Genomic DNA, 12825 nt, shown 5'->3' on the forward strand with positions numbered 1-12825 from the left:
AACTACAGACCCTCCTCGCCACCTGGACCGGCGCCTGCCCCACCTGCCACCGCGACATACCAAGCACCACACCAACCTGACCAAGCACTACTAGGCCCCGCAAGGCCGGCTCACACGAGTCACCCCGGTACACACCATCGGCCACCGAAACCGCCGTCCCGTGTCCGGCAGATCACTTCAGACGGCCAATTCACCAACGCCGCCCGAAGGCCACACCACCCGGCGCCACCCCCCACGGTGTCCCCTAAAATAGGGACAGGCCCGTTCGACAGCAACCGACAATGATAGCGTCCTGACTTAAACCGAGTACCAACAATCCGATGAATCCATTGCAGGTCCGGCAATGAAGCCGCAGGCATTCTTTGGGTATGGGGGACGGGCCCTCGGCGACATAATCGCCGGCGGCCTGGAGCTTTGCTTCGTGGTACCGAAGCACGCAGTACGACCAGTTACACGGCCACAAGTCACGGGGATGTCGTGATCCGAATCGAAGTAGTGACAACGTCTCCGGTATACCTCGCCGGCCTCGTCCAGATTCTGGAAAGCTCGGGAATCTCCACAACGGCGCGTACTTCGCCTCAAGAAGATCCCACGGGGCACAGTGACGTCCTCCTTATCGACTCCGAAGTGCTCTCCTTCGCCACCATCCACTCCATTACCGAGCTCACCACCCAGGCGCCCGTCCTGGTCGTCAACCACGATCCGGCGGCGAGTGCCGACCCGTACCTCCTGGCTGGCGCCTCCGGCGTCATCAACAAGCACGGATCGGCCAGGTGCATCGTGCGCGCCGTTCGCGCGATCGCCGCCGGGAGCGAAGTGACCTCATGCGGGCGCGCCGAGCCCGTGGCGCCTTGCGGGTGCACCGGCTCCCTCCCGCCGCAGTGGAGCGCTGCCGCCGGCTGCAACCTCTCCGACCGCGAGACCCAGGTCCTGCGGCAGATCTCCCGCGGTCTGACCCACGGCCAGATAGCCACCCGACTCGGCATCAGCCCCCACACCGTCGACACCTACGTCAAACGCATACGTGCGAAGCTGGGGGTGGGCAACAAGGCGGAGCTCACCCGAGTCGCGCTGCTCGGAAAGCGGTTGGCCCCTGCCCCCGTCCAGGGCAACAGGAATCCGGGCAACGCTGATCGACAGCACGAACTGAGTCCTTCCCGTGGCCGACTGGCCCAGCAAGGAGCAGCAAGATGACCACGCCCAAGGCGAACCTGACGCTCAGCAAGCCCGAGGCACGTCAACTCGCCCTGACACGGCAACACCTGACGGCTGCCCGACCGGCCCCGACCCCGGACGGCCTGCGCACGGTGCTGCGTTCGCTGCGCTACCTCCAACTCGACCCGGTGAGCGTCGTGGCCCCCAGCCACGAACTGGTCGTCTGGAGCCGCCTGGGCACCAGAGCCGCGCCACACCTGTCCACACTGTGGTGGCAGGACCGGTGGCTCTTCGAGTACTGGGCGCACGCGGCGGCCGTCGTGCTCACCGAGGACTATCCGCTGCACCGGGTGACGATGGACGCCTACCCGCCGCCCAACCGGTCCTTCACGCAGGTGTGGATGGACGCCAACGAGGCGCTCCTCAAGCACGTGCTGTCCCGCCTCGGCGAGGGCAGCCCGCTGCCGACCGACGCCTTCGAGGACCTCGCGACGATGGACTGGCCGTCCTCGGGCTGGACCGCGGGGCGCAACGTCGAACGCATGCTGACCTTCCTGTGGCTCCAGGGCCGGATCATGGTGGCCGGCCGCGAAGCCGGCCAACGCCTGTGGAGCCTGCCAGAGGCATGCCTGCCCCCCGGCACGGACCTGAGCCCGATGCCGGCCGAGGACAAGGTCGCCACCGCCACTGAGCACACCCTGCGGGCGCTCGGGGTCGCCCGGCCGCTGGACATCAAGCAGTACTTCCTGCGCGGGCAGTACGTCGGCCTGCCCGCCGTACTGCGCACCCTCACCGAGCAGGGCAGGGTCATCCCGGTTCGGGTCGAGGGCGGGGGACCGTCCGAGACCTGGTACGTGCACGCTGACGCCCAGGCCGAACTGGCGGCCGTCCGTGCGGGGGACTGGCAGGGTCGCACGGTCCTGCTCTCCCCGTTCGACAACCTCGTCAGCGACCGGCGACTGACCCAGCGGCTTTGGGACTTCGACTTCCGCAACGAGATGTACGTGCCCAAGGCGAAACGGGAGTACGGCTACTACCTGTTGCCGATCGTGCACCAGGACCGACTCGTCGGCCGGATCTCCCCGCGCGTCGAGCGGAAGGGCGACCGACTGGTGGTCGAGGGCATCTTCCTCGAACCCGACGTCAAGCCAACGGCGACGCTACGCCGAGCCGTGGTCGAACAACTGGAGGATCTCGCCTCCTTCCGCGCAGTACACGAGATCGAGTACGGTACCGCCCTCCCCGACAGCTGGCGGGCACAGCTGCTCAGGTCCTAGAAGGGCCGTTCTGCGAGGTGCCGCCATCCGGGGAACGTCCCATGAAGAGGGGGATGGCGGGCCGGCTCGACGCCCGGGAAGCTCGGTGCGACCAGCATCTCGAAGGAGAACCGGCGTGCGACTGACTCCCAGGACCCTGCGACAGACCGATTCACCGATCGGCGCGACGTACGCGCTGCTCGACGAGCGTGAAGGCAGGGGCAGCGAGGGCCTGCTCGACCTCGCACAGGCTGCACCCGCCTACCCGGCCGCCGCCTCCGTGGTGGAGCACGTCGTGAGCGTCGCCCGGGACGCCCACGGTGCGGACTACGTCGACCTGGCCGGTCTGCCCAAGTTGCGGTCCGCCTTCGCCGCCGAGTTGTCACGGGACTACCGGGGCCGGGTCGGCGAGGAGCACGTCGTCGTCACCGCTGGCTGCAACCAGGCCTTCTGCCTGGTGACCTCGGCGCTCGCCGAGCCTGGCGACGAGGTGATCCTGCCGCTCCCTTACTACTTCAACCACGACATGTGGCTGCGGTTGGACGGCATCACCCCCGTCTACCTGGAGCCGGGCCCGGACCTGGTGCCGACCGCCGCAGCGGCCGAGGAACTCATCACCCCTCGCACCCGCGCGATCGCCTTGGTCACTCCGGGCAACCCGAGCGGCGCGACCATCCCGCCAGAGGAGATCTCCGCTTTCGCGAGACTCGCCGAGCGGCACGGGATCGCCCTGATCCTCGACGAGACCTACCGCTCGTTCCGCGACACGGAGGAACCCGCGCACCCGCTGTTCGCCGACCCCGGCTGGCCGGAGGCGGTCATCAGCCTGCACAGCTTCTCCAAGGACCTCGCGATACCCGGATACCGGGTGGGCGCGATCGTGGCCGCGCCCACCCTGAACCGGGAAATCATGAAGCTGCTCGACTGCGTCGCCATCTGCCCACCGCGCGTCGGCCAAGAAGCCGCCTGGGCCGGTCTCACCGGGGCAGGGATCTGGCGCCGGGAACGGGCGGCCGAGATCGCGGCGAAGCGAGCCGTGTTCACGCGGGCGATGTCCGACCGCCCCGGAGGCTTCGAACTTCTCTCCATCGGCGGCTTCTTCGGGTGGGTGCGCCATCCGTTCACCGACCGGGCGACCGGCGACGTGGTGCGCGAACTCCTGCTGAAACAGGACGCACTGGTTCTTCCCGGGACGGCCTTCCACCCCGAGGACCAGCGGACCCTGCGCGTCAGCATCAGCAACGTCGACGAGGCGGCACTGGCCGATTTCGCCGGCCGCCTCGCGGCGGCCGGCGGCTGAACCGCCCGGCCGAACGGCCCGGCACGCTCAGTAGATGACGCGGTCGCCGGCCGCAGGACGCCAGGCCCGGGAGCCGCGCAGGTTGCGGGTGACGTTGAGCCGCTTCAACCAGCGGTCCGTCCCGTCGTACCGGGCCTGGAAGGACTTGCGGCCGTGCACGGCACGGAAGTTGTCGACGAACACGAGGTCTCCGGGGCGCAGCACGACATCCGTCATCCGCCTCTCGATCTCGTCGCAGAGCTGCTTGAACGCCTGCTGGGCGCGGTCCGTCCACGTCGATGGGTCCATGTGGTACGGGTCGAGCGCCATGTACGGGTCCCGCCGGTCGCCGTAGAGCAGGGGGCGCTTTTGCGGGTTGTCGTTCCATTCCTGGATGAGCCGGAAGCTTCGCTCGCGCAGCATGTCGATGCGCGGGTCCCCGGAGGGAGCCGCGCCCTGCTGCGGCTGGTGGGAGTTGTCCGGCATGACCGTGAACTCCGGCTCGAACAGGGCCTCCACGTCGATGTCCGACCAGTCCATGTCCGGTACCGAGGAGACGACCGTCTCCACCGCGTCGGGGTTCTTCAGGCACATCAGCGCCACGTAGTCGCCACGGCACGGGTGGAAGGCGTCCTCGGTGTGCCAGGAGAGGTGCTGGAGGCTGTTGGACCCGATCTCGTAGTTCTCGTGACCTCTGATCGGCAGGACATCGTGCATGATGCGCCCGTCCTGTTGGGTCGCCCACCCGAAGACGTCGCCGAGGGCCGCGGCGCACAGCAGGAAGAAGATCTCCTGCCGGAAGGCCGGCGAGTCGTACTGGCTGTCCCGCCAGTGCTCGGGCGTCGGGCCGAGCACAGCCTCGTCCACGTCGAGGCCGGACACCAGGCACAAGGCGGCGGGCTCCTCGAACCGGAACTCCTCCAGGAACGAAAGGAGGTGGGAAGGCAGCGCCTTCGCCAGAACGGGGGCGCGACGGATCAGGTCGGGGTTCTCGACCGTGTCGTACAACCCCGTGAGCTCGGTGAGCATCGGGGTGAGCGCCGCGTTGTCCTCGGGTGTGAGCGCCAAGTGGTGCATAGCGTTCTTCCTCCCCCTTCCTGCCACGGGCGTATCCGCCTGCGGTCCGACGTGAACGGACCGGAGTCTAAGGGCGACCAGGAATGGCCCGCGGTCCCCATTTGAGGGGACAGGCGCGGACACGGCACGGCTCCATATATTTTCGGCAACGTGACAGATTCTGCGGAGCCGAATCGCACTTTAGTGACGCCCGAAATCGGCTTGACAGTGCGGACAGCAGAAGGCATCCGGGGACTTATCGAAGGGCTGAGGATGACCGAAGTTGTCAATCTGACGACGATGGAAGTTGACGCGCTGATTGATGTCGACGGTGGGCTCAATCTCACCGACGGACACGCCCGTCTCGTCCTCACTCCACAGCAGTCGGACATCGTCGCCCGTATTCCGGGAATGTTTGAGGAAGCCGTTCGCCGCCCCTTCCCGGAAATCGAGCTCGCAGCGCACAAGGCGTTCTTCGAAGCGATCGGCCAGCACAGCGCACCGGTCGGTTCCGGCCGCATCCTCAGCTGCTACTCCTCGACGCTCGCCACGGACATCGTGGCCCGAGCGCTGCCGGCGGGGGCGACCGTCGCCGTGCTGCACCCGACGTTCGACAACATCGCCGACCTGCTCAAGACGCGCGGACTGGAGCTGGTGCCACTGACCGAGGAAGAGCTCCTCGCCGAGCAGTGGCCGGGCGCGCCGGTCAACGCGATCGTGGTGACACTGCCGAACAACCCGACCGGGCTCATCACCCCCGAGGGCCACCTCAAGTCGCTGGCGGAGCACGCCGTGCGGCACAACCAGATCGTCATCATCGACGCCAGCTTCCGCGGTCAGGTCCGGGACGCCCAGTACGACACCTATGCGGTACTCGACGCCGCGGGTGCCGACTGGATCACCATCGAGGACACCGGCAAGCTCTGGCCGACCCACGAACTCAAGATCGGCCTGCTCGCCTACAGCGAACGCACCAACCTGCCCATCGAGCACGCCTTCTCCGAATCCCTGCTCGCCGCCTCCCCAGTGGTGTTGCAGCTCATCACCGACCTGGCCGGGGACTGGGTGGACGGCGGCTACGAGCGAGCCCGCGAGCTCGTCGAGCGGAACCGCACGGTGGTCAAGGAGACCCTCGCGCAGGTCGGGCTGAAGCTCGCCGACCCGGACTCGCAGATCAGCGTGGCCCGGATTGAACTCCCCGAGGCTGGTCCCGACTCGGCCGTCCTGCACAAGGAGATGCTCAAGCGCGGTGTGCACGTGCTGCCCTGCGCTCCGTTCCACTGGGCCGACCCGGAAAGCGGACTGCGTTTCATCCGCATCTCCCTGGCCCGGCCGTTCGAGACGGTGCAGAAGGCCATCCAGACGATGGCCGAGGCCTACAAGGACCTCACGCCGACCAGCTGAGCGCGAAGACGAGAGTGCCTTCCTGACGCGGGACCTCAAACCCTCCCGAGGGCTCCGGTCGTCCGGCCGGAGGGCACTTTCCGCGTTCGGGGCCGTTCCCGGCCCCACCCCGTGAGACGGGCCGGCCGCGGAGCGCAACGGCTCACCGCCCCGGCGGGGCGGCCATGCCGAGGGCCCGGCGCAGGCGGTGCTCCCCAGAGGAGCCGCCCGCGCCGGGCCCTCGGCGCTACCGCGGTCAGTGCCGGAAGGTCCGCACGGTGAAGGTCTGTCCGGCAACCGAGGGCCAGCCAGCCCAGCTCTGGTCCGCGGACAGCTCCGGCGCACCGACCCCACCGGGGAGGCCGACCGCGCTGGTCACCACCCGGAGCGGCAACGGGCCCTTGCCCCTGGCCCGGATGACGATGTCCAGGCCATCGGCGGGCGGTGCGGCGAAGGTGAACCCCCACCCCCATGCACCGTTCCCGTTGTTCCGGCCCCCGGTCAGCCCCGTGCCCGCGACAGTGGCGTCGAGGACCTCGTGGGCGCCGGTTCCGGCGAAGACGGCGATGCTGTAGGCGTCCGCGGGAACCCGCAGACGGACACGGACCGTCCGCACACCGTCCACCTCGGTGGCCGAAGCGCCCTCCGTGCGCGGGAGGTCCAGGCGGGCGGTCCCGGCCCGACCGTTGCGCAGGGAGACTCCGCCCAGCGGCGGAACACGGTCGTCATAGCGGACCGGCTCGCCGGTGAGGAGCTCCTCGAACCGCTTGGTGGAACCCCCGAGGCTGACCCAGGTGGCCTGCCGCGCATCGGACTCGAACACGTACCCGAGGCTGACCGCCTCGGGCTCTTCGGCGCTGTACCCGTCCAGACCCGCGCCTACTGCCAGGGTTCCCGCGCCCACCAGGGTCACCGCCAGCATCCCGGCGGTGGCCACCCGGGGCCGGGGCAGCGGCTCCAGGACACCCAACAGCCCCGCTGCCACGAAGGTCACGAGGACCAGCGGGGCGGCGGTGCCCGACAGCCCCAGCGTGGGCAGCAGCAGGAACACGATCGGAAGCACGAGCGCAACCGCCGGCACGGCGGCGACCGCCGCGGCAACCGCCCGCCACGGGGAGTCCCCGGACGTACGCCACAAGATCACGGCGACCGTGGCGAGACCGGCCACCGCGGGCCAGGTGAAGAGATAGGCGGCGCCGGGCAGCAGCACGGCGCACACCACCGCGAGGAGGGCGAACCAGCCGAGCGCGCCCACCGCAACGTCCACCGGCGACGCCTTGCGGCGCGCCCACCGGTACCACGCCACGAGCAGCACCAGGAGCAGCAACGCCTCCCCCAGCGCGTACCGGCCGAGGTGGTACACGGTGCCTGCGGTCAGCGCGAAGTCCGGGCGGACCAAAGTAAGTGCCCACCAGCAGGCCAGGCCGATGGCGACCGCGCCGAGCAGGGGCAGCGGGAAGGTGGCGGCTGCCCGCCCGACGCCGCGCGGGGCCAGCCCCCTGCGCCGACCGAACCAGAGGAGCACCGGCACGCCCAGAAGGGTCAGCGCGGCCAAGGGGAGGACCCACGACGTCGGGTACGACACGACCGTGCCGAACAGCGAGAAGTACGTGGCACCGGCAGCGCTGCGGGCCAGATCGGCCGCAGCGAGCGAGCGGACCGCCGCGAGCGAGCTGTCGCCCATGTCCTGCACCGACCCGTGATCGAGTCGTGCGATGTCGTCATGGGTCGTGTGGTAGTGCGTGGAGCCCCCCAGGAAGGCGAAGTTGAGCCCCCGCATGCCGGCTTCGTCGAAGACCGTCAGATCAGTGTCGTGGGGCAGCAGGCCGTACACCTCGTCGGCGAACGAGGTGGTGAACGCACCTGCGTCGCGAACGGCGGAGCTGAGCCCTGTCCCGGCCATCTGGAACATCACCGCGGGCCCGGACGTGCCCCTGGCCTCCAGGTTCACCACGACGGTCCGCTGGCGGTCGACCCGCCCGGTACCGGCGGACGCGTCGATGAAGGCCTGGGCGCCGAGCAGCCCGTGCTCCTCACCGTCGGTGAAGAGGATCTCGACGTCGTTGCGGAGCTCCGGTCCGGCCTTCAGGGCACGGGCGGCTTCCAAGATCGTGGCCACGTTGGCACCGTTGTCCGCGGCACCGGGCCCGAGCGGCACCGAGTCGTAGTGCGCGACCAGGAGCACTCTGCCCGTGGGACGCTTGCCGGGGATCTTGGCATGAACGTCGAGGACGGCACCCGCAGTGGCCGGACCGCCTTCGGACTCGCGAGCGGCAACCCCGCTCAGCACCTCCGGTTGCAGCCCCAACGCCCGCAGCTCAGCCAGGAGGTACTCCCGGACCTCCTGTTGCGCCGTTGAGCCCGTCGGATGAGCGACCTTCGCGATGCGGTCGAGCCGGCCGACCGCACGGTCCGCGGAGAAGTCGCCCGCGGCTGCCGACGCCTCACGCGGTCCCGGGGTGCGCAGCGGCAGCGTGGCCGCCACGGCGGTGAGCATCAGGAGCAGGAATGCGGCCAGGGCCGGGATCCGTCTCCGCAGAGTGGTCTTGGCCTGCACGGTTGTACCTCACGACGGGGATGGATGGATCAGGGAGCGGGCGGACGCCGGGCCGTCGCGTCGACGGCCACGATCCGCAGCTCGGCGGTGTACCGCTCGCCGGCGTGGTCGTGGAGCCAGAGCCTGTCGGTGTCCGGGAGCATCTCGGAGAGCGTGAACCCAGCGGAGCCGGCCTCGGCGGTCCGGCGGATCGACTTGGCGAGCAGGTTCACCAGGGGCAAGCTGCGGAAGTCCACGGCCATCGGCTTGCGTTCGACCGGTACCCGGTAGAAGCCCCGCTCGGGCAGACCGTGCTGGGCGCGCCAGGCACGCGCAGCCGCGAACCGCCGCTGCTCGTCCTTGACGAAGGCCCAGGAACAGTCACCAGCTGCGAAGGTCCACGCCTCGCGGCCCACTACGAGCCGGTCGATGCTGACCCTGGGGCGGTGGCTCGCCCCACCGAACGGGCTGAAGGCGTTGGCGACCAAGAGCGACAACGGTTCGCCGATCGCCTCCAGGAACGAGTACTCCCGCCCCTCGCTACGGTGCCGCACGACGAGTTCGGTCTCCCCCTTCGGCTCCACCACGAGATCCATGACCGAGAGGGTGGGCGTCGGTCGGGGTGCTTCGAAGGATTCGGAGCCGATCGACAGATAGGTGTACGTGGGAAGCCGCAGCTCGGCCGCGCGCGCCATCCGGGACGTGGTGAGGGCGCCGTCCAGCCGCGGGATGATGGCCATCCGGCCGTCGAGCCCGGAGACCACCGCGCTCTCGCGCAGCCGGTCCGCGTCCGGGTGCTGCGAGACGAAGAGCTGGCTCTCCAGCGTGTTGATGGAGCAGTGCATCTCGCCGAGCACGAAGTCCACGTCGCCCTGCGCGGCTGCTTCGGGGCTCTGCGCCATGAGCATGATGTCGGGCGAATACCAGCGGGCGGAACTCCACAACGGCGCACCGGTGGCGAACTCCCGGGCGACCCGGTCGGTGATCTCGGCCGCGGTGACCTGGTGGTGGCTGGTGCCGGCGAAGGCGTCCAGCGGAAGGCCGAGGACCCGACGCCAGCGCTCGCGGAACTCGGTGACCGCCTCGTCGACGAGTTCCGACTGGAGGTTGTCGGTGGAGAGCTGCGCGACCTCGGGGAGCAACGTGGTGAGCATCTGAAGCAGCGGCATCGCGTTGCCTCCCGTCCGCTCAAGCTCCCGGTCCAGGGCCTGGCGGGCCCGCACGAGGTAGCGCTCACCGACGGTGTTGGCCAACCAGAGCGCGCTGTCGAGGAGCAGCCCGAGCGGAGCGGCGAGCCGACCGGTCAGCTTGGCGCCGATGTGTACGTCGACATCGCGAACCGTGTCCTCGTACACCAGGGTCCGTCCCGCGTAGGTGCTGCCCGCGCGGCGCGTCGACGAGGACCGGGTGAGCCGCTCGAACTCTGCGGCGAGGCGCTGGGTGGCCCGCAGCAGACGGTCGGGGTCGCCCGCCGAGGCGGCGACTTCGTCACGCGCGGCGTTGATCTCGTCAAGGGGAGCCCTGGCCCGTTCGCGCACCTCACGATCGCCGATCTCGGCGATCCGGTCCGCGAGGTCCCGCTCCGGATGGGCGACCAGTTGCCCTGCCAAGTCGATGCGGATGACCTCAAGTTCGCGCAGCCGCAGGAGGATCTGCACGGTGCCCATGTCGAGCGGGGTACCGGCGATCTCGCCCACGGTGCGCCGGCCGTCGCACTGGCCCAGGACACGGACCTCCTGAGCGGTCAGGGCCACCGGCTTGCGGAAGGGCAGCTGGACCGTCCAGCCGGTGAGGGAGGCCGCGGGAACGACCCGTGGGGTCAGCCAGGGCCACACCTCGCGGCGGTCACCGACCAAACGGGCGACGGCCTCGATGGCCCATCCCTCGAAGTAGGTTTCGCGGCGCTTGAGCAGTACGGGTCCGGGGACGGTCGACAGACCGGTGTCGGCGGCGTCGATCCGGGCCCACCCGACCGGGCCGAAGAAGCCGACCGTGTCGTTCTTCAGGCAGTAGCGCTGGAGGTAGGTGACGATCGTGAGCTCGTGGTACCTGCCGCGCACGTTCCTCGGTTCCCCGGCCGCCGCTTTGTCCAAGCAGTTGTGGACCAACGCCGGGTTCTGCCAGGTGACCGCCTCGCGGAACCGCGGGTCGGCAGCGGTGCGCCGGACGGCCGCGCTCAGGCGGTCGGAGGCAGCCGCGAAGACCTTCGCGTAGTGCGCGCCGGTGGCGGCCACCCGCTCGTCCAGCTGGTCGGCGGCGGCTGCGAGTTCGGCGTCGCAGATCTCGGCGATGCGCTCGGCGGGAAACCCCGCGCTGCGCAGCGCGGCGTCACCCCACACGTCCCAGCCGGACGTTCCCAACGGGGTGCGGTGCTGGTGTTCGGTGCCGACCGGGCCGAGGGGGTTCTCCCTGGTCATCGGAGGTTTTCCTTGCTCTTCGAGGCTCGTGGTCATCGGTCGGAGACCGGCTGGCGCGCGCCGCCGGCCACCGTCTCCTGGCTCTCGGCCTCTGCTGCGTCCACGCCCTGGGTGCCTTCCCCTGCATCGGATCCATCGGTCTCCGCGGGCTTGGACGCCTTGTGCGCGAGCCCGCGCAGGCTCGGCGTCAGATAACCCGCGACGGCCGTGGCCAGCACGAGCAGGCCGAGCAGCCCGAGCAGCAGGGCCATGCCACGACCGGGCCCGACGCCCACCACCTCACCCACGCTCCCGGCGAGTGCGCCGTTCTCGACGAGCAGCGGCTCGAACACACGGTCGGCGACGGGGCCGGCGAGCAGATAGCTGGTGCACAGGACCGTGTTGGTCACCATGTTGAAGCTCGCGAACACACGACCTTGCAGGTCGGGTTCGACCTCCACGCCGATGACGCTCCGGGACGTACCGTCGATGATCATCGAACAGAACATGAAGCCGAACGCGGCGACCGCCACCAGGGCGACGCTGGGGCGCAGCGAACCGATGCAGAGGAACAGGCCGAGCGGGACGGCGAACCCCGCAAGTCCGTGGATGCGGCGCCGGGGGCCTCCCCAGGACGCCATGGTGACACTGCCGAGCACGAGTCCGATGCCGCCGACCGTCATGACCACGCCCAGAGCGGAGACCGAGGCGAAGCTGACCACGATCGGGGTGATGAGCACGTCGACGAAGCCGACGCTCAAGTCGAGCGCAGCGTAGAAGAGGGCGAGCGCCACCAGTCCGCGCTTGCCGGCCATGACCCGCCAGCCCTGCGCGATCTCAGTGCGCAGCGACCCCTTGCCCTCGGTGCCCGCCTTCGACGCCGGCGGGGTGGGAATGCGGTTGAGGAGGAGGACGACGACGTTGACGACGAAGGTCGCACAGTCGATGAACAACACCCAGTTGAGCCCGACGCCGTACATCAGCGCGCCGCCGAGCGCGGGGGCGACCGTCTGGCTGACCGCCGTCGCAACACCCATCAGACCGTTGGCCCGGCCGATCTGGTCCTTGGGCGCGAGGAGGACGACCATCGAGTTGAGCGCCGGAACCTGCATGGCGCGCAACGTCGATCGGATCACCGTGGTGACGAAGATGTGCCACGGCTGGAGCTGCCCGGCCGTAAACAGCAGGCCCAGGGTCAAGGTGGTGCCGATGCCCACCGCGTCGCTGGTGAGCAGGATGGCCCGGCGGCTCCAGCGGTCGACCAACGCACCGGCCAGCGGAGAGAACAAGATGCCGGGCAGGAAGGCGAGCACGAAGGTCAGGGCGAGCTGGGTGGTGGACCCGGTTTCGAGATAGACCCAGACGCCGAGGGCGAAACCGGTGAGCGCCGTCCCGGTCATCGTCACCAGGCTGCTCGCCCAGATTGCTATGAACTTCCGCATTGACGACTGCCCCATCCACGGTTCTTGTCGATTCGGGAATGCGCCGCGCCGGGGCGGGATGACTTTCCCTGTCAGAGGCGTACGGCGCCCAATGGACCGTGCACACGACCATGTTCACGGATCGGGCCGCGCCGGGTGCATCCCCCCTTTATGGGACGCCCACCTCTGGGGGACGACGATTACCTTGCTCGGCATGGTGTGGGCTGCCGCCCAGAGGACGCCTCGCCGGCACATCGGGCGGGATGACGTGCCGAGACGGCGCAGGCGACCAATTACTCCACCTCAGGTCCCCCGACGTGGCAGCGCCACGAGCCGTGCACCC

General features: G+C 69.5%; 8 protein-coding genes. 4 read left to right on the forward strand and 4 right to left on the reverse strand.

The features are described 5' to 3' along the window. Positions 1-627 precede the first annotated feature (627 nt). The 3 genes from ACFYMC_RS19810 to ACFYMC_RS19820 all read left to right on the forward strand — a co-directional run bounded on the left by ACFYMC_RS19810 (position 628) and on the right by ACFYMC_RS19820 (position 3711). Positions 628-1194, forward strand: a complete 567-nt coding sequence (locus tag ACFYMC_RS19810; RefSeq protein WP_388526771.1) for a DNA-binding response regulator — start codon at positions 628-630, stop codon at positions 1192-1194. Continuing rightward, the gene (locus ACFYMC_RS19815; RefSeq protein ID WP_388526773.1) at positions 1191-2432 is read left to right on the forward strand and encodes a winged helix-turn-helix domain-containing protein; all 1242 of its coding nucleotides are present in this window, start codon (positions 1191-1193) and stop codon (positions 2430-2432) included. Before ACFYMC_RS19810 ends, ACFYMC_RS19815 begins: the two co-directional genes overlap by 4 nt. Before the next feature lie 115 nt (positions 2433-2547). Then, entirely contained in the window at positions 2548-3711 is a 1164-nt protein-coding gene (locus ACFYMC_RS19820; RefSeq protein ID WP_388526776.1) for an aminotransferase, read from the forward strand. A gap of 27 nt (positions 3712-3738) precedes the next feature. On the opposite strand, the gene vioC is transcribed toward ACFYMC_RS19820, so the two are convergent. Continuing rightward, entirely contained in the window at positions 3739-4767 is a 1029-nt protein-coding gene (gene vioC, locus ACFYMC_RS19825) for an arginine beta-hydroxylase, Fe(II)/alpha-ketoglutarate-dependent (RefSeq protein ID WP_388526778.1), read from the reverse strand. A gap of 252 nt (positions 4768-5019) precedes the next feature. Between vioC and ACFYMC_RS19830 the strand changes: the two genes are divergently transcribed. Further along, positions 5020-6150, forward strand: a complete 1131-nt coding sequence (locus tag ACFYMC_RS19830) for an aminotransferase class I/II-fold pyridoxal phosphate-dependent enzyme (protein ID WP_388526781.1) — start codon at positions 5020-5022, stop codon at positions 6148-6150. Between the two features lie 235 nt (positions 6151-6385). Here the strand turns inward: ACFYMC_RS19830 and ACFYMC_RS19835 are convergent, their stop codons facing one another. The 3 genes from ACFYMC_RS19835 to ACFYMC_RS19845 are packed head-to-tail and all read right to left on the reverse strand — an operon-like array spanning position 6386 to position 12518. Further along, positions 6386-8686: a M20/M25/M40 family metallo-hydrolase gene (locus ACFYMC_RS19835; protein WP_388526784.1), complete on the reverse strand. Its 2301-nt coding sequence runs from the start codon at positions 8684-8686 to the stop codon at positions 6386-6388. A gap of 29 nt (positions 8687-8715) precedes the next feature. Then, positions 8716-11082 (reverse strand): lantibiotic dehydratase, encoded by a 2367-nt coding sequence (locus ACFYMC_RS19840; protein WP_388526787.1) that lies wholly within the window; start codon positions 11080-11082, stop codon positions 8716-8718. Positions 11083-11114: 32 nt separating this feature from the next. Next, positions 11115-12518 carry an MFS transporter gene (locus tag ACFYMC_RS19845; protein ID WP_388526790.1) on the reverse strand — a complete coding sequence of 468 codons (1404 nt, stop codon included), beginning with the start codon at positions 12516-12518 and terminating at the stop codon, positions 11115-11117. Positions 12519-12825: the final 307 nt, after the last annotated feature.

Origin of the sequence: Streptomyces sp. NPDC006879, from assembly GCF_042869595.1 — a bacterium.
Taxonomy (GTDB): Bacteria; Actinomycetota; Actinomycetes; order Streptomycetales; family Streptomycetaceae; genus Streptomyces.